At 43.9% G+C, this 25,351-nt stretch carries 15 protein-coding genes; 8 read left to right on the top strand and 7 right to left on the bottom strand.

The window, feature by feature from the left end; genetic code table 11:
- Positions 1-690: 690 nt before the first annotated feature.
- From dptF to ACO6V5_RS06235, 6 genes are all read left to right on the top strand, one after another.
- Positions 691-2,286 carry a DNA phosphorothioation-dependent restriction protein DptF gene (gene dptF / locus ACO6V5_RS06260; protein ID WP_422410174.1) on the top strand — a complete coding sequence of 532 codons (1,596 nt, stop codon included), beginning with the start codon at positions 691-693 and terminating at the stop codon, positions 2,284-2,286.
- Positions 2,286-3,638, top strand: a complete 1,353-nt coding sequence (gene dptG, locus ACO6V5_RS06255; protein ID WP_422410176.1) for a DNA phosphorothioation-dependent restriction protein DptG — start codon at positions 2,286-2,288, stop codon at positions 3,636-3,638. Before dptF ends, dptG begins: the two co-directional genes overlap by 1 nt.
- Entirely contained in the window at positions 3,619-8,706 is a 5,088-nt protein-coding gene (gene dptH, locus ACO6V5_RS06250; protein WP_422410178.1) for a DNA phosphorothioation-dependent restriction protein DptH, read from the top strand. Before dptG ends, dptH begins: the two co-directional genes overlap by 20 nt.
- A gap of 9 nt (positions 8,707-8,715) precedes the next feature.
- Positions 8,716-9,558, top strand: coding sequence for a phosphorothioated DNA-binding restriction endonuclease (locus ACO6V5_RS06245; RefSeq protein ID WP_422410180.1), 843 nt, complete (start codon positions 8,716-8,718; stop codon positions 9,556-9,558).
- 71 nt (positions 9,559-9,629) lie between these two features.
- The gene (locus tag ACO6V5_RS06240; RefSeq protein ID WP_422410182.1) at positions 9,630-10,715 is read left to right on the top strand and encodes a ParB N-terminal domain-containing protein; all 1,086 of its coding nucleotides are present in this window, start codon (positions 9,630-9,632) and stop codon (positions 10,713-10,715) included.
- A gap of 16 nt (positions 10,716-10,731) precedes the next feature.
- A complete protein-coding gene (locus ACO6V5_RS06235; RefSeq protein WP_422410184.1) occupies positions 10,732-11,652 on the top strand; it encodes a hypothetical protein in 921 nt (306 codons plus the stop codon).
- Between the two features lie 26 nt (positions 11,653-11,678).
- On the opposite strand, the gene dndE is transcribed toward ACO6V5_RS06235, so the two are convergent.
- From dndE to dndB, 4 genes are read right to left on the bottom strand one after another with little or no spacing between them, the layout of a single operon-like run.
- On the bottom strand, positions 11,679-12,029 hold the full coding sequence (gene dndE / locus ACO6V5_RS06230; protein ID WP_422410186.1) for a DNA sulfur modification protein DndE: 351 nt from the start codon (positions 12,027-12,029) through the stop codon (positions 11,679-11,681).
- Positions 12,019-14,055: a DNA sulfur modification protein DndD gene (gene dndD / locus ACO6V5_RS06225; protein ID WP_422410188.1), complete on the bottom strand. Its 2,037-nt coding sequence runs from the start codon at positions 14,053-14,055 to the stop codon at positions 12,019-12,021. Before dndD ends, dndE begins: the two co-directional genes overlap by 11 nt.
- Positions 14,052-15,599, bottom strand: a complete 1,548-nt coding sequence (dndC, locus tag ACO6V5_RS06220) for a DNA phosphorothioation system sulfurtransferase DndC (protein ID WP_422410190.1) — start codon at positions 15,597-15,599, stop codon at positions 14,052-14,054. The genes dndD and dndC overlap by 4 nt, the downstream gene beginning before the upstream one ends.
- Positions 15,596-16,693 carry a DNA sulfur modification protein DndB gene (gene dndB, locus ACO6V5_RS06215; protein ID WP_422410192.1) on the bottom strand — a complete coding sequence of 366 codons (1,098 nt, stop codon included), beginning with the start codon at positions 16,691-16,693 and terminating at the stop codon, positions 15,596-15,598. The genes dndC and dndB overlap by 4 nt, the downstream gene beginning before the upstream one ends.
- Positions 16,694-16,792: 99 nt before the next feature.
- On the opposite strand from dndB, the gene tusA reads away from it, so the two are divergent.
- Positions 16,793-17,080, top strand: a complete 288-nt coding sequence (gene tusA, locus ACO6V5_RS06210; RefSeq protein ID WP_422410194.1) for a sulfurtransferase TusA — start codon at positions 16,793-16,795, stop codon at positions 17,078-17,080.
- A 6-nt stretch (positions 17,081-17,086) separates the two neighbouring features.
- The gene (locus ACO6V5_RS06205; protein WP_422410196.1) at positions 17,087-17,575 is read left to right on the top strand and encodes a hypothetical protein; all 489 of its coding nucleotides are present in this window, start codon (positions 17,087-17,089) and stop codon (positions 17,573-17,575) included.
- On the opposite strand, the gene ACO6V5_RS06200 is transcribed toward ACO6V5_RS06205, so the two are convergent.
- From ACO6V5_RS06200 to ACO6V5_RS06190, 3 genes are all read right to left on the bottom strand, one after another.
- Positions 17,559-19,583, bottom strand: coding sequence for a DNA phosphorothioation-associated putative methyltransferase (locus tag ACO6V5_RS06200; protein WP_422410198.1), 2,025 nt, complete (start codon positions 19,581-19,583; stop codon positions 17,559-17,561). The genes ACO6V5_RS06205 and ACO6V5_RS06200 overlap by 17 nt on opposite strands.
- Positions 19,573-20,061, bottom strand: coding sequence for a hypothetical protein (locus tag ACO6V5_RS06195; RefSeq protein ID WP_422410200.1), 489 nt, complete (start codon positions 20,059-20,061; stop codon positions 19,573-19,575). The genes ACO6V5_RS06200 and ACO6V5_RS06195 overlap by 11 nt, the downstream gene beginning before the upstream one ends.
- A 1,712-nt stretch (positions 20,062-21,773) precedes the next feature.
- Positions 21,774-24,890 (bottom strand): plasmid replication protein, CyRepA1 family, encoded by a 3,117-nt coding sequence (locus tag ACO6V5_RS06190; RefSeq protein WP_422410202.1) that lies wholly within the window; start codon positions 24,888-24,890, stop codon positions 21,774-21,776.
- Positions 24,891-25,351 lie beyond the last annotated feature (461 nt).

Below are 25,351 nucleotides of genomic sequence, written 5' to 3'. Positions count from 1 at the left end.
AGATTTCAGTGCGCACTTACCTGTGATCCGATGTAATGGGTGATGGCAAACACAGGTACTCACGCTCTGAGAAATGGGCAGCAAATGTGACAGGTTATTCTGACGAGCAGAACAACACGCCAGCCAGAGTGATTAAGCTCTGGTGTAATTGCAGCAAGGAGGCTGCTGCGTGGGAAGACTCGCAAAGAGTGGTGGTTGCCTCACGGCAAAAAGTTGGATTCTGCAGAACTTAACGTCGAAGTCTTAACTTCTCCTTCCTTAGCAGAATGCCCTTTTAACGTGCATATGTCCGCTTTAAGTGACATAGCACTGACGGTGAAATAATAGCAAATGCGCTGGAACGTATTCAGAAATCAGTTAAAACCTATTCATACAACCAACTTTAGCCTTTGTGGTGATTTATAAATGTATGTGACACTGATAGCTGTCAGCACAATGCCGACATCAAGTTAGCCGCACCATAATCACAAGCCTAAAAGTGTATATTGTGCGGCCTTTCCCGATGAAACACTCTATCGTGGCATGCTACCAAGCCTTCAAAAAATCTGGCACAATCGAACCATTTAATTATCAAACGACAATTTGCATTAAGCTATGAGACATACGCCCATTCAGCCTGTAAGAGGCTGCATAAAGTCCAACGGGCGGTAGCATTCTTGCAACCTGATCATATCAACGAGCCATGTGCTTATGAAGCTCAGAAAACTATTAGCGCCACTCTCAAGATCGTCAGCCGAAGCAGTCAGGACGCTGGGTAACTCTAAAGGGAACCCTCTTAAAGACTATCTATATATCAAAACCCCCATTGAGACTGATTTTCAGCGATACGTTGAAGACTCAAACTCCCCGGAGACCATCATTTTTCTGTGCGGCTCCAGTGGTGATGGCAAGTCTGAAATTCTGACCAAGTTTTATGATCGATACGAACATCAGTTCCGATTCCATCTAGACGCTACTCATAGCTTCCAGCCAGATATGAGTGCGATTCAGACACTGGATAACCAGTTTTCACTCCATAAGTTAGAAGGCAAGCCCATTATCGTCGGCATCAATATTGGCATGCTCGGAAACTACGCTGAAGAAGGTTCAAGAGAGCATCTGGATATTATTCAGTCTATAAAGGCTTTTCTCAATGATGATAAAGAAGGTCTGTCTCCTCATCACATCTTTCTGAATTTTGAAGACTACTCAAAATTCAAGCCTGAAGGTGTCAGTGTTTCTGCTGACTTTATCGAAAAGCTGCTGGTTAAGCTGACTCAACCTACTGACGAAAATGCCTTTTACCAAGCCTGGTTCAAAGAGAAAGATCACTATCCAGAAATACTGCATGCCAACTATGAAATGTTGCAAATGCCGGAAGTGCAGAAGGTTATAGTCCAGACTCTCCTGAAAGTACGACTCAAATATGATCAGTTCCTCACTGCACGCACGCTGCTCGATTTTATCTACTCAGCACTGACCGGTCCCGGCTACCTTTTCGATAATATATTTACCAATACAGCCACAGAGTTAACCAGAGCACTGATGCATTTTGATCCTTGCACCATTCGCTCAAAAGATATTGATATTTTCCTGATCCAGAGTTCAATGAAGGTTAAGGACGATAAATTCAATCGTTTCAAAGACGGCATCCGTCATCTGATAAATGAAGATTATATGGAAGTGGGTTCATGGATACGCTGCTTCTATTTACTTCAGGATAAATCTCTCGAAAACAACTACCACCATCAGTTCAGATCAAGCTTTAACCAAGAGCTGTATCAGAAATACATTAATATCTGGCGCTTACACGACCAATTCGATAGTAAAGATAAAAGCCACCGGGATATCCTGCGAGATTTTTACCAGAATGATTTGCTGGAGGCCATTTTCCGCTTTGCTAACCGACTGGCTCCTGAACTGGGGCAAAAGCAGTGGTATCTGGCTGATTACAATAGCTACTGTCTGTCGACCCGAGCTGTCATTAAAGATAACCTGAAGGTTCTGCCAAATAACCGCTCCAAGCGACTGGGGTACTTCAATGCCATGCTGATGCTTAACGGCAAACCTTTGGAGCAACCACTTCAGATCAGTGCCAATTTTCTGGAACTGATTATGAAAATCAACAGCGGTTATCGTCCCAATAAGCACGATAAAAATAATATTGTGATCCTCGAGGAGTTTATTGACCAGGTTACAGCCCAACTGCGAGACAGTAATCAGCTCAAAATCCATACCACTGAGGGACAATGGGTTTTGACTAATGACGAAGACTATGACGAGATTACTGTCGAGGAGGATTACTAATGAGCATTGTTAGTCGTTTAGTAGCCCTCGGTGAGATTGATCAAAGCAAGATTGGTGACAACAATCTGAGCAATTATCTGCCCATTCGCAGTAAGAAAAATGTCCTTAATTATGACACCGTAGCGGGAAATGTTCTGGGCTTGCTGCTCGGTAAAAAGCTTCATGGATTTGATCCGGCTGAGTTCGAGGAAACCTGTCTGGATGAACTAGCCAGCAAGCTCTCTGATGAAAGCATTCTGGAACACTTCAAAAATATCTACTTCCAGAATAATGCCCTACTGAAGGTATCACCTGAATTTTTGCTTCTGGGTCGTCAGGGGGCAGAATCCAAAGCCAGTGCTCACCTCAGCGAAATCTTTCGCAACTTTCTGACTCAGCAAGATCTCAGCTGTAAGGATATATCCAAAGCGAATTTTATCGAGAAGATCTTCTGGGAAGTCATGCAAAGATACCTGAAGCCAGTCAGACAGGAAGCTTCTAATGTAGAACCTTATCTACCTTACATTGCTGACCTGTTCGCCAAGGATATTCAGTTTCTCAACAGCAAACCGGAGTACTTGTTAAGCCATCTGGAGAGTTTTCTGGAGCTTTACAACTTTATCTACTGCTCTCAGCTGGCGCTCAACATCAAGAACTTCAAGTTTGATGTTCCCAAAAAACGTCCGCTGTACTTTATTCTGGATACTGAGAAAGCCAGCCAGGAACGCACACATATTCAGGACGATGGCTATCAGCACCTGTTCTCGTCATTTGGTACGATATTCCCTACACTTTCGATGCTGGAAAACATCAATAAAGCAGGAAAGGAAGGCAGGAAAGGCAAGGTAGTTCCACTATGGCAGTACACTCAAGCATTAGAGTCTGATGTTTTTTCTGCTGAAGAAGTCGCTGTAGCCCTTCAACGCTTTGCCAGTAACTTTCAGGAAAAAAGAAAAATCAAAGCTCGGGACGCAGCGGAGTTAACACCAAAGGCCCAGCTTAATCAGCTATTCCGGTATGCGCTCGACCAATTTGATATAAAGCGGTACGACACAGATGCCAGCCGACATGAAATCAGGGACGCCTACCAGAAACAATTTGTTGAACATATTGGCAAACATTTCATACAGAGTCGAGGTCGTTCAGGGCGTGTACTGGTAATAAACCAAGACTTCCTGCTTCTGCTGACCAATATTGCCATTGGCGATAACCGCCAACTGCGTTTCCAGGAACTGCTTCAGGAATTCCGTCAGCGTGGCGTGTACTTTGATAAACAATCCGAACAGGCTCTGATCGCTTTTTATGAGCGTGTGGGCAATGTAGACCGTATGAGTGATAGTGGGGATGCCGTCTATGTGCGCAGTACAATTTGAACAGTTTGCTGTAGAGCGTATTAAAGGCTGGCTCGACCAGAACGTGCAAGTCGGAGAGAAGTACCAGCTTCGCTCCACTAACCTGAATAATACCCAGCGGTTATACGCCGAAATCTACAAATGTACCCAGTCATTCTTCTACGATGGCACAGAGCTTCGCTATTTTGTGGTGAATGGGATAAAAGTCATCTTTGCCACACACTTCGATGAGCAGGAAGCACCAGACCAGTATTTCAATGAATACTACATTTCTCACCTGAGAGATTGCGTATCCTCAAAATCTGGAGACTTTGAAAACACGGCGCTGATTTTTATCCATAACAGTGCGCTGGATACTCTGGTCAAAAACGCCATAGACCTGGCTCATGGTGATATGCCATGGTCTGCTCACGGCATTGAGGAGCAGCTGAAAAAACTGATCGATAATCAACCACAGAACAATACTGTCCTGAGATATCTTCTCAAGACTAAAGCTGAACAGCTTAAAGAAGATAGCGGCAGCATGTTTGGCTTTGTAAAGCTTTACGCTGCCATGACCAGCGGTGATACTCCAGATCTATCAAAGCTGGGCTTTCTTCGTGATAAGGGCCTCTGGGAATTGAGTAAACCAGCCCAAATCGAAAAACGCCTGAAAGACAACAAAGAATTCCACGACAAGTTGGAACAAACCCTGCAAAATCACCCAGAGGAAATCCATGACAAACTTCCAAAGCTGGGCGAAGAGTTCATTAAAAAGCATTTCTCCGACACGTCTAGCGAAGAGTGGCGCGCACAGTTGGACATGGGCGATGTATTTACCGAACAAGAAAAACAGAAAGAAAACATCATTAGCTTTGCGTCTGTCAGCTCAGGAAATGCCAGACTGACAGGCCCTCGCACAAAATCAGAGAAAGCTGCAGAAAAGCGGGAAAACCACATTATTCTCGAAGTACCTAAAGGCAGCGAAACATTCGATTTTAAGCTAACTTTTGATGGTAACGACCTAAAAAAAGAACAGCTACAGCTGATTAATAACAAAGTCCTGCGTGGACTGAAAAACAGCATTATCAAGATTGCCGGTTCTGTTCAGCGCCATGTTACAGTCAATGCGCCTTTTGATGGTTCACCTACCTTCTTCACCCTGAAGGTAAAACGAACTAACAACAATGAGTGCTTCACCTTCCAGATTCTGGTAGTGGAAGAAGGTGATTTTTATATACCAGCTATTAAAAACAAGTTCCTGGTTAAACCTAAACCCAACCAAAACGGTCTAATTCTGCAAACTGAAGATATGAGCCTGGAGCTGACAGAAAAATCAGGTTCAGAGTTTATTCTCTCAGAAAATAATGAAGTGGTTGATGCCAGCATCTACAGTACTCTCAATTACCAGCAGGTCTACGAAGAGTCAGAAGTCGTCTCATTTAAAGTTCAGAGCAATGACCATTTGATCAAGTTCACCATTGAGGGAGAAGCCAGCCCGGTAAGCTTGTCATTACCTATCCTGATGGACACCGGCCGTTTCAATGAGCTGTTTAAAGACGATCATTACGGTCAATTTATCAACGCCAAGGGCAAGGTCGTTATCGACCATAAGGAATCTAAAGTACCGGGTATTCGTCTGCCCTTATTACGTAGGGAAGAGGAATTTCTGACTGAGGGACTCATCTCTATTGGTCCCGATGCTATTAAAGCAGAGGAGCTGGAATCAATTGAACCTGAATTATATGCAGCCTGGATGGAGCTCTCGGACCACCTTAAAAAGAGGAAGTCTTTGTTATCCCTTGAATTTTGGGGGGATGATCTCACAGCACGAGTCAGAAACTATGTGCAAGCTGCTCTGAACTCTCTCAATGCTATCCCAATGGACAGCACCTTGAGTGATGAAAATCGTATTGTTCTGGCTATGGGTATGGCAGAGTTTGAAGGTAATAAATACCTCTCCCCTTACCACCCATTAATTCTGAGTTATTACCTGAAGGTGGTGGATGAAATTCGGGCTGACAAACAGCACAAATCTTTCCGTAACCTGCCTGCAGTGACCATGGAAAGATTGAACCCCAAAGGCTTGCTACCTTTCGTCTACAGTAAAGGCAACCAGTTCAGCTATACCCAAAAGGTGAAGGAAAATCCGCTCTGGCTTAAACTCGTTCCCAGAAAGGACGCTGACTACGATTATGTCAGCACTCTGGTAAAGGAAAAGTCTAAAGAGTTCATCGAAACCTTTAGCGAGCTGTTCAAACAGGTGAATGATGCGCCGCTGATTATCAATTCTATAAACAATGGCGACAACTGTGAAGTGTTTATGGGGCTGCTGACCTATTTCAAAAAGAATCTGACTAAATGTCATCCGGTTCATGTCAACCTGTATGACGACCAGTTCTGCGAAACAGAGTTTGATATCTTCGCGGAGATGAGTTCCCACGAGGAGATAAAACAGCGATATTCTCTGGATAAAGGTTCAGCCCGGGAACAATCGGAATATATTACCGACCTGCTCCGCACAAAACTGTCGTTTTCAAAGTTCAAACACAAAGATGTGACTGAGCAAAACTACGCCCACCTGAGCTTCTTCAAGAACAATCAGAAGGTGACCACCTTCGAAAGCGATATCGACAAATTTATTTCCGGCATTGCCTGCAACGGATTACTGAGTGGTGAAGCTTCTGTCTGCGAAAATAAAACCTTCCAGACAGCCTACGGCCTCAACAAAATAAACACTGATGGTCAGCAACATCTGGAAATGTCCCGCCTTTATGGCCGGTTGTTTAAGCCGTGCCTGGAGCCGAACCAGCAATACCATGCCCACTCCTCCATTGGTATTGCTGTCAGCGATTCTTTCAAGGAACAGCTGGAACGTTCCTACGATAGCTCTATCTGGACTACGATTATTGATCCGAAAGTGACTCTGGACTTCTTCCAGCAGGAACAAGACCTGATTCTGATTCATTATTCGGATCAGTACACCAATTCAGCAGGCTACGACGCTATTACCGTAACCCGTCAGTCTGACCTGTATAAGAAAATGCTGAGTCAGCAGGGCGACCAGCTGATTGAAGAGTTTAATGCCTTCAATGGTGAGTGGCTGCTGAAAATGGTCACAGATCCGGAAAATGATAAGAAAGGCAAACTAGGCATTGTTGCCGGCTGGAAGCTGGTGAGTGCCATGCTGTCGCAGTCAGATATTACATGGATTCCAATTTCTATCGCTGAAATGGTCAGGGTTTCCGGCAATATCGGTCTGAAGATGAATCAGAGTGATTTTGCTGTTTTACACAACAAAGATGACTACAGCGGCAAGATGTCCGACGATATTCTGTTTGCTGGCTTTAAAGATAATAAGCTCTTCCTTCTGCCAGTTGAGGTGAAAGCAGGCGAGCATGGCGGCACCTCTCTAGAAAAAGCCAGAGAACAAGCTGAAAAACTGCGAGCTTATCTGGTTGAGCGTATTCTGGGGCCAAAAACTCTGGAAGGTCGTATCTACAGGAGCCTGTTCATCCGCCAGGTGCTGATGCAGATTGAAAAGTATCAGCTCTATGAAGTGTTTAAGGCTGACTATTTTGAAGCATTCTTGAATCAGCGTGAGCAGTGGCTTACGGGTGACTACGAGCTAGGCACCATTGCAGACTTCCCTGAAAAGATGGTTATAGCGCATCTGACCAGCCCAACCACCATTCATACCAAGGAAACCTTCGAAGATGGCTTGTTGCAGCTGGAGATTCCAGATTATCAGGATCATTTGATCAGTACTCCCTATCAGAAACTATTGCCCTGGGTGCTGGAAGACAATGTTCTTGGTATTTCTGAACAATGGTTCCTTGGGCAAAACAGCAAGGTATCCTCTATTCCAGCAACTAAAGCAGATGATTCAGTAATGGCCATTGAATCTGTTGAAGAAGTAGAAACTAAAACGGAAAAGCCTGCCAAGTCGACTGAAGCTGAAAACAAATCGGCTACCATAGTCACTCCAGCGACAGAAGCAGAATCCGGAAGAATTCTATTTGGCCGGGAAGAAATGACCCATCAGCCAGTGTACTGGGAATTTAACCATGAGAAGTTGCCAAACCGACATCTGCTGATCTTTGGCCGTTCCGGCCAGGGTAAGACGTATTGCATACAGGGTATTCTTCAGGAACTAGCAAAAGCCCAGTGCAACTCCATGGTGGTGGATTACACCAATGGTTTCCTGCCGGATCACCTTGAGCCAGAGTTTCAGGCGGCAGTTAATCCTAAAACCCATCTGGTGGCACATTCTCCGCTGGCGATTAATCCATTCAGAAAGCAGAAGCAGCTGATTGCTGGTATTGAACTGGCTGATCAGCCCCATGTTATAGCAGGACGAGTTTCCTCAGTATTTAACTCTGTGTACTCCACCATCGGTGAGCAGCAGCTGGCTACGCTGAATAACGTGATTGAAAACGGTGTTCAATGCTTTGGTGAAGACTATACCTTCCAGCAGTTGCTGACTCATCTGGCCGAGGAAAGCAAAGTCGGTGAAGCACTGGCAAACAAACTCTCCACCATGGTGAAAAGCAATCTGTTTGATACCCGTGCAGAAGGCGGTTGGGATGCGATTTATAACAGCACAGACTGTCATTCCCATATGATTCAGCTGGCCAGTATTCCAACCGATGTTCAGCGGTTGGCAACAGAATTTATTCTCTGGGATTTGTATGCCCATGCTTGCAGCACAGGCAATAAGCATAACCCTCTGCCAGTTGTTCTGGACGAGGTGCAAAACCTGGATCATCGACTGGATAGCCCTCTGGGTAAAATGCTGACGGAAGGCCGTAAATATGGCCTTTCACTGATTCTAGCGACCCAAACACTAAGCAATCTATCAAAAGATGAGCAGGATCGCTTGTTTCAGGCAGCACATAAGCTGTTTTTTGCTCCAGCGGAAACTGAAATCAAGAAATATGCTGAGATTTTGGAGGTTACTGTTCAGGGTTCTAAACGGCAGCATTGGATTGAGCAGTTGAGTAAGCTTAAGAAAGGGCAATGTTTGTCTGTTGGGCAGCATCTTAATCAGTATGGTGAGTTGGAACTCAGTGTGAAGAAAATAAATATTAGTAGCTTGGGTGAGCGTTAAAGGAAAGCAATGGAGCTAAATTTAAACGTATGGAAGCGTGGCAGCCAAAGAGCGGTTCATAAACCGCTCTTGTTGTTATATGCGCTGTCACAATATCAAAAAGGTCATGATCGTTTTTTCTCGTACTCTGAAATTGATGAGCCGCTTAAAGATCTGCTGATTGAATTTGGTCCTTATCGGAAATCTCATCACCCGGAATATCCATTTTGGCGATTGCAAAATGATGGATTTTGGGAGTTAAAGAACCATGAAAAAGCTCAACCTCGTTCCAGTAACTCTGATGCGAAAAAAACGGAGCTACTCAGATACAACGTTGCAGGTGGATTAATTCAGAGTGAATTTGACAATATCCAGAACAGAGATAATTTGGCCTTAACTATTGGATCATTGTTAGATGAGTTTTTTCCCGAGACGATTCACGAAGATATTATTGAGAAGCTTGATATTACTGAGTATATGGGTAACCCCCATAAACGTGATCCTAACTTTCGTCATAAAGTCCTGACAGCTTACAGCTATAAATGTGCTATATGTGGGTTTGACTGCCGACTGGGTCACGCATCTATTGGTCTTGAGGCCGCCCATATCAGGTGGCATCAGAGCAATGGTCCCTCAACTATAGACAATGGAATAGCCATGTGCGCGTTACATCATAAGGCTTTCGATAGAGGCGTCTTGACGCTAACAAAAGACTATACAATTAAGATCAGTAGTCTTGCATATGGCGGACAAGGTTTTACTGACCTGATTTATCGGTATCAGGGAAGAAAGTTCCATTTGCCGCTTAATGATGAAGACCTTCCTCAGAGAACCTATATTGACTGGCATAACGAGAACATTTTCACACCTTGAAGGTCATAAAGTTTCTTACTTTATAACTTTTACTACTATTAAAGTAAATTAATGTAATATTTGGGTAAAACATGAAAGAGCAATATGAAGTTATTAATTTAGAGCAACTCGAACTAGATCACCACAACCCTCGTTTACCAACAAGATTACGTATTCAACCAGAAGAAGTTGTAATAAACTGGATGCTAACTGATGCATCCCTTATTGAGTTAATGCTTGCAATAGGAAACAATGGATTCTTTCCAGGAGAACCGCTACTCACTATAAAAGAAGGTGATAGATACATTGTTATAGAAGGTAATAGACGACTTGCATCTCTTAAATTATTGCAAGATTCAACAATTGCCAATCGCCATAAAAAGAAAGTAAAAACAGTTATTGAAGAAACAACAGAAAGACCTACAGAAATTCCGTGTATAATTTTTTCCAATCGCAGCGAAGTTAATAAATACCTTGGCTACCGACATGTCACTGGCGTAAAAGAATGGGAGTTGTTATCAAAAGCTAGATATCTAAACTCACTTGCTGAAGAACTGGAAATTAGCAATCCCATTCAGTTAAAGAAGGAGCTAGCTAAAGCAATTGGTAGTAAATCTGATTACGTGAACCGACTACTAATTGGGTTTGAATTATACAGTGAAATTGAAAGCAATAATTTTTTCAATATCAATGATCTAACAGAAGAAAAGTTTCACTTTAACTATTTATTAGATTCATTGAGAAGATCCAATATTAGCAAATTCATTGGAGTAAATACAAGAAGCGAAAACCCTCTTGAAGAATATCACAACATTCAAGCTAAACATGCTAATTTTGAAAGACTTATAAAATGGTTTTTCGACAAATCTGGTAGAAATAGAGTCGCCATAAGAGGTGACAGTGATAGCTTATCTAAACTAGATGCCGTATTAGCAGACAGAATAGCCACAGAATATTTATTTAGAAATGAAGATCTAGAAGAATCATACGAAAAGTTAGATAAAACATACGACTCATTTAATCACAATCTTGCTATTTCTAAGAAACATATCACAAATGCAATGCACCAATTACCAAGTATCAAGGAAGCATATGAAACAGATATTGAGACACTTTCAGAAATCATCAAAACTGCTGAAATCATAAAATTAACAATTAATGCAATAGAGAATAATTAAGCTAGGGAAGGTTGTTATGCTCGATTTAGAAAACCCTCCCTCTGATGCAAAATATCTAAAACATCATTTTGCTGATTTCATCGAACTTTTAGCTCTAAGCCAAGATGAGGAAGGTATATCAAAGGATGAAGCATCAGAAAGAATCTTTGATGATGGAGACAATCAAAATGAGGAAACAACAAACGACTTTTTAACTGATTGCTATGAGTTAATTGCATATCGATCAGATATATACGGCGAAAACTATCCATTTTTATTGGATGACAATGAAACACTGAAATTACGAGAAGATCAAACCAATCTAAATAGAGCTTACATTTTTCTTTTACTTTGCTCATGTACTTCAAAGTTAGATAGAAGTGTCGCTTCTGATTTAAGACGAGACTTTGAGCATTTGTGTAATAGCGCAATAAAATATTACCTTCCTATTTTTTCTGATTGTCATATTTTTGGAAAGTCAGGCTTAGAAACTGACAGGTATTCTGGCCATATTTCACAAAAGCTTAGATTATTAGCAAGAGATTTAGGCACTAACACTACCTTTGATGTCGATGATTTCGCCGCTTCAGATACTGGAGACAAAGGTTTAGATATTGTTGCGTGGTCACATATCCCAGGAGATACTTATAAAAACTATAATCAAATTTATTTTGCGCAATGTGCGACAGGAAGAGATTGGAAAAACAAACAACATGAACCTGATAAAATCAACAACCATCTAAGTCTAAACAATAATTATACTATCATGATCTGCATACCCTACGATTCAAGAAAAACGAACGGAAAACCGTCTGATCACACAGACATTACCGTTCCTATTTTTATTGATCGATACAGACTGCTATCCCTCTTAGGTAACGGTGTGAGTATTACCGAGTTGGACTCTAACGCTACACATATTCAGAGAGTTATTGATTATACTGAGGAGCTCATTTAAAAAATAGTAATCATGATCAAGGTGGCTTATGCCACCTTCCCATTACATTTCAAAACCAAATCCGAAAGATCGTTAACCCCGGAAAAGACCCCAAGCCCATCATCAACGAGCTGAGCCACAGCCTTGGAAATTTCAATATCCTGAGACTGCTGACGTATTAGCATGGCATAAACATCAGCCTGCTCACCAAGCAAGGTATTGGTATTGAATTCCTGACCATCTTGTACAGTTTTGACCTTCTTTTTCAGGCTGCCTGTCTCCAAAGAATGGGCAATTGCCAGCCGTGCCAGAATATTGGGCGTCAGTCCGGTATTTCCCTTCATCCTTGCCAGTAGGTCTGTAGCCTTCTTGGATATACGAATTCTGTTAGGCAACATCTTCAGCGAGCTCCTGCTCTTTATTTTCAGCATCTTTAGATATCTTGAAGCCGAAATAGTGCTTTCTCAGGTATTCAGAATATCCCTCTTTTGGGAAGTATTCCACTTCATAGACATGAGAAATATGTGGCGATAACTGTCTGAAGTAATCCTGGTCTATCTCGGTATCCGTGGAAAGAATAATCACCTGATGACTGGCTGTTGGGAAGTAATTTTCCACCAACTTGCCGCGGTGTTTACTATCCAGTCTGCCCAATGGAGTATCGATAATGATTGGCAGTTTCCTGCCGGATGTACGTGCCAAGGCCTCCAGAATAGAAATCGCAAAAATCTGTTTCTCACCAGCAGAAAGCTGCTTTTTATTGATTTCATTGCCCTGCTTGTCGAGCAGTTTAACGCCAAAGTTTTTCGGATCAATCCAAGCCCGAAGGCTGATATCATCCTTACGTGCCAGCTTTCTAAAGGATTTAACAAATTCTTTTTCAAGCTGTTTCACTTTATTTTCAGTAGCTTTAGAAGCAAAGACATTAAGCAATTCTCTGGAGCGTTGAGCCATCTGGTAGGCACGGTTACTAGAGAAGTTAACACTGGACTCCTGTTCTTTTTTCTGCATTTGACGCATGATGTCCATAGCCTCACGCAAGGCATTTTTGGCATCATCTTTTGCAACAGCCATTCTGTTTTTCACGGCTGTTCTCTTCTCATTCAATTCACGGAGCCGTTTAAGCTCGTCTTTGAGGAAAGCTACATCTGGTGCACGTTGCAGGTTTTCACTGGCATGATCCAGCTGGCTTTGAATATCAGCCAACTGCTTACCCATATCCAACATCTGTTGTCTTGAGGCAGGTATAATATTTTCCAGCAATAGTTGAACACGATTGAACTGACGTTCAGAACAATCGTGGACGATATCAATCTGTTCTATTTCATCAAACAATTCAGTGAAGGCGTTGTTAATTGCAATCTCAACCGCTTGTTTATCATTGATTGACTGCAATAACGAGCTTTTCAACAATTCAACCTTCTGGTCAAAGCTGCCCTTGAGAATGGCTTGCCTTTTAAAATCCTGTTCTTTTTCAAGCTGGTTTAGCAAATTCTTCACACGGCCAATAGCCAGCACTAAAGGGTAGATGGTTCCCATAGAAGTGCGAATCTGTTCTTCAAGATGCTTCTTTTCAGCAATCAGCTGTTCCAGCCTTGCCTGCTCTTCATTTCTTGAACGAGCCCATGCTCCACCCTTGCTGGAAATATAAGATTCAGATTCTCTGATATCACTGTCGATAACTACAACCTGACGGATAGCTTCGCTTTTCTCATTCAATGCTGCTTCGTAAGTGGCATAAGCAACATCATACTTTTCTTTAAGAGCACCGATTATTTGTTGATGCTGCTCTGGCATATATAAGGTGTTTTTTTCCCGAAGATAAATGGCCAGATCATCACGCATCCGATTGATAACATCCAGGCCAAGCAATTTCCTGATGGCAGTCCCCAGAGCTCGGCCTGTTGTATCTTCTGCAAGTTCAGCGATTTTTTCACCATCGAAGAAAAACAGGTCGGATACACCAATAGGAATCAATTCATTAAGAAAATTCTGACATTGGTCATCGTTAAGACCGCTGAGCACTTGCCCATCTTTCTCAATTTTAAGAATTTCATGAACTTTACCGCCATTGGCTGTCCATTCACGTTTAATTGTATAGCGAGAGACTTTACCACGGGTTGCATAGCTAAACGTCAGATGAATTTTTGCAGAGTTTTTCCTTATATTAGCCTTTTTGCTCTTATGTATAGATTCTTTCAGGTACTCTTTATATTCCCTGATAGAAACATTGCTGCCCAAACTGTGCTTGCCATACAAAGCCAGACGAATAGCCGTCAGTGTTGTAGTTTTACCCGCACCGTTTAAACCGCCAAATAATACGATTGGACGTTTGCGACCAGCACGCACCTGAGGCGTCAGGCTGATAGTTTCTTCATCACTGATGACCCTGAAGTCACAGATTTTCAGTTCTTCAAGAATCATGACTGAGCCTCTGATTTAGTGAGCTCTTCGTACTTTCCACGCAATATTTTTAATTCGGTTTTATAACTATCTAATTTTGTAACAACATCTTCACGGTGCGAAAGAGCTTCTTCCTCGATCCAATCCTGTCGCAAAAGCCCATCCAACTTTTCCATTAACCCCTTTCGTCGACTGAGACCTTCCATGGACAATTCAAGCTCAATTAACTTCATAATTAACTCGGCAGGCACATCGTGATCCTCTTCGAGTTCACGAAGTAAATCAGAATCTGGCTTTGTAAAAGCACCTGCATCATTTTCAACCCAATCGAGGTCTTCTCCATATATTTCTCGATACAAAGAAGGCAATTGATCAGACCAATCTGGCTCAAGCGGATCGTGCAACCATTCATTGCGAATTGCATGTAACTCAGGTCGAGTTATTAGTTCAATATCATGTCCCTGCTCTCGCAGAGTTCTCTCAATTTCTAAAAGTTCTTTCAACCATTGCTTACGGTGTTCCAGAAGGTATGGACCAAAGGAGCGCTTGATCTCATTTTTGCCATCATCATTGATCTTTCTACTTGATACATATGATATATAGCCATTTCTGCGACGTTTATTACGTATTTTGTCTTTATTTTCAGGTCTCGTTGTATCCCATAGCTTTTGCCTAAATTCGAGCATGGGCTGCATCCAAGCTGCACCATTCTGAATCAGGCCTTCAATCGCTTTATCCTTAGTAACAACGGTACAAGTCCAGCACCCAAAACGGGAACTACCACAGGAAGGCGTATTTTTGTCGATGACCAAAGGACATTCACCAGCGTTAGAGCCTTTATAGAGGTCAAATAACTCTCGATTGGTGCCGCCCCATGGCGCATAAGTTGCCAACAAATACATCCAAACTTCATCATGAGACCAATCTTCGATGGGCATGTAAGTAAATGCCCCTGGCAGAGAAGCGTGGCGAGAGAGTATGCTGCCATCTATTTTGTGTTTGGCTATCACCTGAGCACGAGACGAACTTTCCTGACTACGTGAACCAAGAATTACAATAACTTCTCCAAACTGCTCGACTTTATCCATGATAAATTCGCTTACTGGATCAATTTTCATTCGCTCAGTACACCAACGAAAAGAGGTAGTCGGGGCCGGATAACCTTTACCAAGCAAGTTTGTCCAAAATGTCTCGTCTGTTTTAGGAAATACCTGATGAGCAGACATAGGGAGCGTATGCTCTTTGGCGCCTTTATTTATGGTATCAATAACATATTTGATCTGATCAACAACAACAGGAGTTTCTACCAATGTATCAGAAGAAACAACATATACATGTTTTTTCAGTTCTACCGGTTTCAGTTTAAGAAGAGCTGTGTAAACCAGTGATAAAATCGTCGTTGAGTCTTTACCACCAGAGAAACCAATAACCCAAGGCTTATCGTCGTGGAGATAAAGCTCCTGAATTTCGTATACAAGGTCTTTTAGAGGACGGCCCGCATAGAGGCTGTCAACATCCTCCAGCATTTCATCAATACTGGAATATAAAAGGGCTTTATCAGTCATAATTCAAATGCCTCTTCAAGAGACTTGTCTAATGGATTGAGCCTTACATCCAGCGCCTTACGTATTATATTTGCCGTCAAAGCCACGTTGGTTCGTGCCTTGCTTAACTTCCCATGCAGCAATGCTCGCCCTTCCCAAAGTTCCTTATTCGCTCTTGACCAGTCAATGGTATTTAGCTTTTGCAGTCGAGATTGCCAGCTATCTGGATGTTGACTTAGCAGGTCTGCACCAGCACACCCTAAAGCGTGGAGCGTTACCCCGTGCGCATGAACAAAGTTCGTTCTGAGTTCCGCTGAAGATACTTTACGATTCTCTGCGTCTTTCCAGTCTGGCATGGCCTCAGTAACTGCCCGCCAATAATCGCTAGCCAGCTGCATTTCTTCCAGAGTGATACTATCTTTCAGGCCCTTTCTCAGTAAGCTGCGACTGGCTAGCTTTACACTGCTCAATGTAAATAATTTGATACTTCGGTTAGAAATGCTTGACTTCTCAAGCTCTGTTAGCTTTTTAAAACATGAAACATTATCAACAATGTAACGAGCCATATTTGAGCTTGGATCACGATGATCGTACAAAGTGCTCAGCGACTCACTGGGGCGTACCGCATGCTTGTTGAGATCCGCAAACATCTGCTGGCTGCGTTTCAAACCCTCATCAATGAAAAACAGAACCGGGATGTTGTCATGCCCCAGCTCACTGTTCTCCCTGATCGCGTCCTCAATGGCTGCCCTGCGATGCTGGCCATCGTTAATGAGGATTTGAGAATCCATAGGTACTGATAGAAGGCCAAGGTTTACTGCAACACCGGTATCGGCCAGTGGTTCAAAATGCACTTGATCATTAATGGAAGCCGTGATGGCAGAAAGGGTATAGTCCTCTCTGTTGCCAATCAGATATCTTACCATCTCAGGAATACGGGAGCGGTTCAGTGTGCGCTGCGCCCTGAGCTCAGGCGGAACTTCTTCTTCGTCAAAGACAAATATTTTAGGGATAAGTCGCATGGGGCACATGGCTATGTAGCATGGTCGACCGGATTGTATCCCTCTCACCGCCGGAAAGGTATGACTAAATTCACGTAAATGATTGGAACTCATGCTGGCGTCTGTATGTAAAAAATATATTGTACAACTATACACTGGAAGTGAAAATAGTAAGATTATCACAAACAGTCTAAGACCTATGAGTAATATAAAATGGCCCTACCAGAACTTGCAGAAAACTATCAAATAGATCACACACTTGATACACAGGGGCTAAACTGTCCAGTGCCCGTCATGATGCTTCATAATGCTGTCAGAAAAATGAAGGCAGGCGAGATTTTGGAAGTTATTGCTACAGACCCATCAACCCAAATGGATATTCCTAAGTTCTCTTCGTTCTTGGGACATAAACTACTAAAACACAGAGAGTTTGATAGTAAATTCTTATATCACTTAAAGAAGGGGGGGGGAGCAATTCTCCCTGTACCCGGGAGTAACTGAGTTAGTATGAAGAGCCCTATCGAAGATGACCGCCTAAATCACCCTAATGAAACCACAGGAAAAACTGGTTTATCTTCAGCAAAACATCGCCCACTCTCACGCACTGTTTCAAATCTCTGTGATGAGCTGAGCGAAAGGCTACCGGAGGAGGAGTACCTTCTTCTTAAGCTCATGGCTAATAACACTCCGTTTCGCACAATAGCTGCCGAGCTTAACTCAACAGCCTACACCGCCCGCAGGCTACTCAATGCTTCGCTTACAAACATTTCAAGCCAGCATTCAACAGTACTTTCTGAACTCGCCCGGTTTTTAGACTTGGCTCTTGATGAGACCAATGGCGAGAGTGATTTCAAGAGCATTACCAACCGCTTGGAGCTCAAGAGCTCGCAAATAAAATTCCTGATCTTGCTCACCAAAGATTTTGTAAAACACCCTGTTCAACACTATAAGAATCGTATTTTTCGCATCAAGACAAACCTCAACCGTTCACCCTGAAAAAACGATACCCCCTCACTTCAAAACAATGAATGCCCTTGAGTACTCTGGTCAACTCATCCATAGTTGGACCAAAGTTCTTGCTCTCATCAAGCAACTTCATCTCCTGCAGCCGACGATCAAACGACAGCTGCTTACTGTAATCCGAAAAACTGTCATCAATCAATTTTGACTTCCAATACAACGGCTGCGGTTCATAGTCACCATAGCCATAGTCAAAGAACTCTATCCGCCCTGCCCGCATATTGACCTTGACCCGTTCTCGCAGCATAGGTAATGGCTGAGTTTCAAAGCCGTCGTAAACCATCAACGACAGCTTACCTGAACGGATATGGATTTTTATCAGGTCTACCCCCTCTATCTCCCCGTAAAGCTGAGTCGCACAACCAATGTAGAGCTGTAACTCTATGGGAAGCTGGTCAATAAAACGGGTGTGCATAATCAGAGAATGTCTGCCATTCAAAATACTGGCTGGCAGCGACTGGTGAGCTTCTTCACATTTCTGATTGATCAGATCGGGCTGAGCAAGGGAGAAAAGCAGGTTTTTGGATTCCTCTGTAGCCGAGCGGTAATTTCCAAAGAACACTTTGATATCCCTTTTTAGCTGTTCCGGCATACTTTTGTAGGGGCGGCGTTTGCTAAAGAGTTGCAGGGCAAAATAGATCAGCAACTCCTCTTTCCTTTGCTGTTCTGAACGGAGGAAGTCATTTTGGTCGTATTTCAGGCAAGCCAGTTTAAAAGACTGTTTGGGTGAACCCAGGCACCTTTTTATCTTATCTCTGGCATCAAGTTCTTCAAGTGCGGGAAGTCGGCCAAGCTCAAGACACCTTTCCCAAAACGACTGAACCAACTCAGAATGCTTCTCCAGAACTTGCTGAACTTTTGGGACTCGTACCGTTTTCTGAGACAATTGCCGCCATCGCTGTCGGCGTCGACCTTTGTTGGCAAGGTATAGTTGTTCTTCCTCTTTGTCTTTGAACACATAGAATACGCCAGGGCCGACTGCTATCGGCTCCTCTTCCAACACCTGCTCAATAAAGCTCTGAAGCTCTGGCTGACTGTAGTATTTCTGAAAGGTGTTTCGTGAAGTGATCACCCCGTCTTTGTAGGCTTTAAACTTGCTAACATGAGCCTCAGTGCCCAGCATGGCTGCGATGACCAGAAGTTTATCGGTAAGCCGCCATGCGCCAAGCAGTGCATCAACCCGTTCTTCAATATCTTCGATGACATTAATCACAAAGCCAAGGTTGACCAAATCTGCATTGACCTTGCTGCCCTCTGGACGCCAGTTAGGATCCCACCCCTGGGCTGTGATTCCGTGTGCTTCCAGCTCCCGCAAATCATCAGAATGCCCACATCCGTAATCAAATACTGAAAATCGGCCATCCAGATAGCCGTGATTTGCCAGTGACCTCATCGGAGTCGATAGGTCGTTCCTTGATAGAGCCGTTTTATGTCTGTCAATGGTGTGTACTTCCGACGAGTCAACGGCGGCGGAGCGAAACAATCTTCCATCTACCAGCGTATAGCCTTTACTTTCCAGTAAACTTTCCCAGGATCGTTTGAAGCCAATGGCCCGGCTGTTTTCATACAAACCAGCCAGCTCCCCCTCCTGGGTAATCAGGCAAAAATCTTCGTAGTGCGGTGAGTTGCTCTGCACCATTAACTCTTTACGGTGCAGTATTGGCGGGTTATCTGTTTTCTGATAACAGGTTTGTTTGCATTGCTGTTTAGCCAGATCAATGCTGATGCTTTTGTGTAAGGCAGGGTATGCATCAGAAAAAAATGCAGGATAGCTGAGTAGTGTCAGCCTGAATCCGTCACGATGAAATTTGAGGATATCCCAGTCCTGCTCCTTGAGTCCCACGGTGACAACTTGTATTAGGGCGTACTCTTTAAGTTGTTCTTCAATACCTTGCAGAGCAGATTTGTGAAGATACACGGCTTTGGGCAACTTTTTCCCAATGGATAAGCCATCAACATATTCGTGGTATTGTTCAGGACTCATGATCGGTCAGTTGCTGCAAAAAGTCCTCAACAGTGTAGCGTCGAGGCTGACGCCTGCCAAACCTAGATCCCGTCATCCAACATACTTCGCCACTGGGATTAATGGAGTAACTGACGTGAATAGGCAGATCTTGTCCGTAGTAATAAAGTCGGTCGAACAGACAATGATTTACCACCCATGCAGCCAGCTCTGACGATGAAGTTTCGGGGACAATAAAGTCACAGGCCAAACCACCACGTTCACAAATTCGCTTGCCCTTTGTGTTCAGTTCGTAGGCAGCGTGCTGATCAAGTTTTGGAGCGATTCGTGGGAACTCGTTTTTCGCTATTGCCAGTCCCAGTTTATGGCTACAAAAGCCGTAGGTAAGCTGAAGTGAGCCAAATTTATCAACTACCGGATCGAGAATATTTTGGGCGAGGTCTGATACAGCTTCCCAACTAGCCTGCTGTAACGGGAGGTTGTCTATCGCCTCTCGCATAAAGGTTTCACCGCAGCAAATGATATCCCTGAAATAGAAATGCCGACTGCACTGCTGATCTAATTGCTTGAGGTTGATAAGAAGCCTCCTTTGCCCGGAAGGAATATGTCTCGCCTCTCTTCTGAGATTTGTGACATCTCCCTTCCATCTTGATATCAGTTGGATGTGGTAATTATAAATAGTCTGCCCTGAATCTGACTCAAGGTTGATACCAATATTTCAGAGGGCCATTGATGAACCGATAGTTCTGACTGCGTTTTGTTCTAAGGTCAACAACTGATACAGCTAAAAAGTTCGCATCAACTGATGCCAGCTTAAGCATTATTTGTTCTAAAAAAATGCAATTATTTTTTTGGTAAAAGCTGACATCTTTTCTATCATCCGTTGTTAAAGTGGGTTTTCTGTGAGACGCATGAAATCCTTTTGCCAGGTAGAGTACTGTAAAATATCCAGCCACTCCGGTAGTGGCTTTTTTTTGCCTTGACTTTAAGGGTTGTAGTGGTTTTCAAGCCCCCCAAAAAGAAAGCCTGAATCATTCGCAATTCCTGTACAAATGCAATCATGACACCCGACCAATGTCAGTACCGCCTTATAATCGAACAGGCATTGTAACAATACCATTTGCTGAACACAGAATCTGCTATTCGGCTGCTATGCGTGATAGCCGCCAATGAATCAGGTGGTTTTGTCTGTATCAGACAGATCAACGATCCGACATTGTCAATATTTCAGATGGAGCCGACGACATTCGACAATGTTTTGAATACGCGACGTTTGTGAATGCGCCACCAGAAAAGGATACCTTCAGGGCGAGACTCGCTGTCCGGAACAGCGGCTAATTTTCGAAACAGGTTTCGCTGCAGCTTCGGGGAAAATATTCTTTCTCAGGTTCAGCGAACCTCTTTCTCATTACAATGACATTAAAGCTCTCGCTCAGTGCACCAAGACTAATTGGAATACCTCACTTTGCAAAGCGACTGCTGATATGTAAACCAATGCCTGGAGGAAATGCTTTGAAGCTACCTGGAATTCGCTTAGTGTACCGACACTGATCTGGCTCTCGCTGAGATTGTTTTGCAGTGGCAGAGATGGATCATCCAGTACCAGTAGTAGCCTTCCCTTCTGACTTTCAGGCCTCCCATGGTTTCCTGCAGCTCTGTACAGTTCGTTAGTGTGCGCACCAGGCTGTTGAAACACTGCTATTTCACGTTAGTTTTTCCTTTGAAGGCCAGGCTTTATAAACCTTCAAGTCACGCACCGAAGGCCTCGCTCTTGAGTTTACGTTTCTAGTTTGTGAAGTTAGCCGGGCTGATGTTTTGAGTTTGGCAAAAAGCTTTCTGGCTCAACCGCTAGCCATTTGCTGGTCAATAATCCGCAGCCACTGTTCGGGGGTGAGTCGGGTAAAGGGGTTTGTCGGTTGATTCATGCTTCGCATCTCCTGCATTGTTTGCAGAAGAAAGACTGCCAGTCAGGTTGTGTCCGTTTTTACTTGACCACTACACTACAGCGAAAAATATCCGCAACCTGCAAGGTGGTGAAGAACTGCTTTCAGAAATCAACTTACGTAGGTGATCCAGGGAGCCTGATCTGGAATAGCGCAACCGGAACCACCGGAAGCTTTTCAAAGCCTTTATGTCGCTCGACAGCATGCAGGTTTGATCCCGAAAAATGAGTCATTCAATGATTAGAGGATGTGACTGTGATGTACGCATTCAGGTTATTTCCCGACTGTATTCTAAGTTGATGTTTGATTTCTCCATATTTCCTGACGGGGTGCTCAGTACATCTGGACAATCCGTTTTTTCAGGTTGCTGGGACTCTGTTGCAATGTGAAATGTCTCGCAAGCCGTTACTTGATGCTGATGCTTACAAGCTGTCACACATTGCCCTCTTTTCATACTACCCACACCAGTGTGTGACAGCCCAATTTGCTTGTAAACCGCCCTGGATCGAGCATAACCACGCATACAAGCCAATGACTCCAAATTGATACTATAACGCCTGACCCTCTTCCCCTGTCCAGTATCGGCAAGCATTTCACCAGTTCGCACCTGCTGACTATTGATGACCAACCCAGCCATTCTCAACAATCGATTGACGAAATTGCAGGCCGATTTTGGGCGCTGAAATCTTGCCCCTTCCGAAGTGTTCAAAATCACAGAATCCGGTATCAGCTTGAGCTGGTTCAGCATGAAAGGATACTCATTATGGTAAGCCTCAACTCTATCCACCACCTGCTCTGCTTCTTTCTCCCCCCATGATTGCTGGTAATCCCAGTTGGGAAATAATGGCTTCAAAAGCTCTCGATAAACATCAACGCCAATGGATTCAAATCGTCGATGACAAATGGAAGTGCTTTCCTGATCAGGCTCTGGCCGGTAATGGCTACCATCCGGCAATGGGAACTGCATAAATCGCCTGAGTCGTGTCAGCCCAACCTTCTTCCAGAACTCAATATCCTCACCTTTCAGAGCTACCGGCTCAATACCCAACTCTTCACAGATTCGATAGCGTTCACAACTGCATATTTCCTGTAGCCTTGGTTCGACTTTATGAGACAGCTCATCGTACTGGCTTGCAGAGACGATAGGCGACTGTTGTATCGCTGCCCTCTCCTCTTTTTCCACCTCCTCTTCAGTGGCTTTCCAGCACAAATCAAACGATTCTGATTGTTGTTTACCTTGGTAATACTCAATAGCAAATCCTCGGTTCTGCATCAGATAAAAAAGACCATTGCCGCCCAATGCCCTGAGCTTCACCTGTCGGCTACGTTCTGCTTCACAAAATCCATCGTATTCCCCCACTGTTATGCCATCAGTGTTGCGTACATAGCGCTCGGCATACTGCAATGCCCGGACTCTGGCCAGCCAGTCCTCATTATCCTTTTTACCCGGAATCAGATCGGCAACCATAGTAAACTGTTGGGCAGACCTGAACCTCCGGAGCATTTGCACAAACTTCGTCGGCAAAACAACATTATGGGAAAAACCAAACACCTGATCGAACGGCGTCTGAATCGAAACACCTGACTCAATGGCGGGCGTATAGATGATGACCTGGTATCGCTGAGCTTCCTGATCAAAGTTTTTCTGAAAGGCCATCTGATCAGGCTCATTACGATTTTTTCCATGAAACAGCAACATTGAAATGTCTGGGTACTGTTTTCGGATGATTTTTTCCAGTTTGCCTGCATACACTCGGCTGTCTGTAGCAATCGCTATTTTTCTGCCCTGAGCGACAGAGGGCAGTAGCTGCTGATCGATGACCGATTTAGCCTGAGTTTTGCCAGTAGCAAACTGGCAGGACAGCATTACATCCCGAGAATACGGCATCTCGTAAAAATGTATTTCCCTCTCAGGAAACCACTCCTGCAACAACCCTAAATGATAAGAGGACAAGTCGGCATCACAGATAACGACGGTAGGCGTTTGTTCAATTAAATCCAGGTAACGTGCAAGAACTGAAGGGTCTTTGATATGAGGACTGGTCCCCAGCACAGAGATATGTTGCGAAAATTCATCCAGCAGCAAAATATCGGTCTTTCCTGTTTCCAGAAATCGGCTGACATTCGGGGCACACAGGCTGTTAATGCACGTCACTAGCCGGTTGACAGTTGCCATGCAGAATTCATGGGTATCCAGATAACTCTCCAGCCCCAGTCGTTTTGCCAGTTCATGAGCCAGGGAAACCAGATGCGTAATAGCTAAAATCCGCTCACCCTTCTGCACAGCAGATTGAGAGAGTGCCGACATCAGTTTTGTTTTACCTGATCCATAAGGGGCTTTGACAAGAGTTATCCGACCTTTTTCTAAAGAAACGGTTTGGGGCGTAATTGCTGATACCGGGTGATAGGACTCTCCTAGTGACTTTCGTTTACCAGAGCTTAATCCACACCCACTCTGAATAGCCTGTTGCTGCCTGTAACAGTAGCCGCTTAACTGCCGTTTAAGCTGGTTCAGTGTGTCAGGATGGAAAAGACAGGGATTAGCGGCCTGAATCTTCTGAATAAAATCGTGTTCGTCACACTGGGCTGGAACCTTTTGATGAAAGCGACTGACAATGGCTTTTGCCAGTGTTCCCGCAGATTGCTCATTATTAGCTTTGGCAAGAAGCTTAAGGGCACTTTGATAGTCACCACAGAAATTATCCTTTGCCATTTCGACAGCAGCTACGGGCACAGATTTTAAATTGATAGCGTGTATTGGTTTCTTCACCCACTGCAGCTGTCGTCTTAAGCCCTGGAAACCTGCATCCAGCCTTACGTCGCTCCAGTCTTCTCCGTATCTTTGCGGTATCACCCACCGAAAACCGGCACGATGACACGCCATTATTCCCGGCAAATCATGATCCAAAGCAATGATAAGGTTACGGGCAAGGTGCGGCCATTTATTAGTCAATTGTGCAGCAATTGACCGGGCATTGTTTTCGCCGACTATACAAACCACAGGTTTACCAGTGGCCAGGTAGACATTGATCGCATCAGCCATACCGCCAACCATTCTTAGACAGCCATGATACTTTGGCAGCTCTGTATGAGAAATTCCCACTAAGGTAAAACTCTGAGAAACTTTCGTTCCCCTGGTAACTTTCTTGTTGTCTTTGACTGCAAAGCGATCCGGACAATGTTTGTGCAACAACCCTCGCGGATAGATTCGCTCACATCCTGTTACCTGACCACGAACGTTTATAAGCGGGTACTCAAGGCAATCACCATACCACCAGTCCCGCCCAACTCTTAATCCAATCAGAGAACTCAATAACGCAAAATCCAGCTTTTTTTCCTGAAGATACCCGGTCGGATCAACCGGAACGTCAGACAACTTGTTCATGACAAGAAACCTTGCCAGACACGCCAATCTCAACTAGAAAGAGAACAGGCAATGTATGGTCCTGCACTGACACAACAGACATTGCTACAGGAAGCCCGGTTCTATGACCGGGCTTTTTCTTTTTTGGCTTCCATGGTTGGAAAACAAAGCAAATCGCTGTGCCGAAATGAAAGTATCTGCTGCCGTCAGACAACAGCAGGTTGCACAGCGGTTACTGAAAAACCGGGTATAAACTTCGAAATAGTCTCGATCGGACGATCAGCTGGAGAACAGGCTTCGAAAGGTATTGGAGGAACAGAAGATCCAGACCGGCAGCCTTTAAGGCAAAGGCTGTCCGCAGGAGATACCTGAACATAAATACTCCATAAAAGTATTTAGGCCCAAGTCGCAGAACTGACTATAATAACCAACGGTTTCATAGTCAGCCTGTGACTTTGACATAATGGCAGGGGCTGGTTGAG

It is taken from the genome of Endozoicomonas sp. ALD068, from assembly GCF_049310145.1.
Classification (GTDB): domain Bacteria; phylum Pseudomonadota; class Gammaproteobacteria; order Pseudomonadales; family Endozoicomonadaceae; genus Endozoicomonas_A.
Note: the sequence above shows the minus strand (reverse complement) of the source record. Positions and strands in the feature narration are given on the sequence as shown.

Coding starts and splice junctions, on each gene's coding strand:
- dptF (WP_422410174.1), top strand. CDS start 691: ATGAAGCTCAGAAAACTATTAGCGCCACTCTCAAGATCGTCAGCCGAA.
- dptG (WP_422410176.1), top strand. CDS start 2,286: ATGAGCATTGTTAGTCGTTTAGTAGCCCTCGGTGAGATTGATCAAAGC.
- dptH (WP_422410178.1), top strand. CDS start 3,619: ATGTGCGCAGTACAATTTGAACAGTTTGCTGTAGAGCGTATTAAAGGC.
- ACO6V5_RS06245 (WP_422410180.1), top strand. CDS start 8,716: ATGGAGCTAAATTTAAACGTATGGAAGCGTGGCAGCCAAAGAGCGGTT.
- ACO6V5_RS06240 (WP_422410182.1), top strand. CDS start 9,630: ATGAAAGAGCAATATGAAGTTATTAATTTAGAGCAACTCGAACTAGAT.
- ACO6V5_RS06235 (WP_422410184.1), top strand. CDS start 10,732: ATGCTCGATTTAGAAAACCCTCCCTCTGATGCAAAATATCTAAAACAT.
- dndE (WP_422410186.1), bottom strand. CDS start 12,029: ATGTTGCCTAACAGAATTCGTATATCCAAGAAGGCTACAGACCTACTG.
- dndD (WP_422410188.1), bottom strand. CDS start 14,055: ATGATTCTTGAAGAACTGAAAATCTGTGACTTCAGGGTCATCAGTGAT.
- dndC (WP_422410190.1), bottom strand. CDS start 15,599: ATGACTGATAAAGCCCTTTTATATTCCAGTATTGATGAAATGCTGGAG.
- dndB (WP_422410192.1), bottom strand. CDS start 16,693: ATGAGTTCCAATCATTTACGTGAATTTAGTCATACCTTTCCGGCGGTG.
- tusA (WP_422410194.1), top strand. CDS start 16,793: ATGGCCCTACCAGAACTTGCAGAAAACTATCAAATAGATCACACACTT.
- ACO6V5_RS06205 (WP_422410196.1), top strand. CDS start 17,087: ATGAAGAGCCCTATCGAAGATGACCGCCTAAATCACCCTAATGAAACC.
- ACO6V5_RS06200 (WP_422410198.1), bottom strand. CDS start 19,583: ATGAGTCCTGAACAATACCACGAATATGTTGATGGCTTATCCATTGGG.
- ACO6V5_RS06195 (WP_422410200.1), bottom strand. CDS start 20,061: ATGCGAGAGGCGATAGACAACCTCCCGTTACAGCAGGCTAGTTGGGAA.
- ACO6V5_RS06190 (WP_422410202.1), bottom strand. CDS start 24,890: ATGAACAAGTTGTCTGACGTTCCGGTTGATCCGACCGGGTATCTTCAG.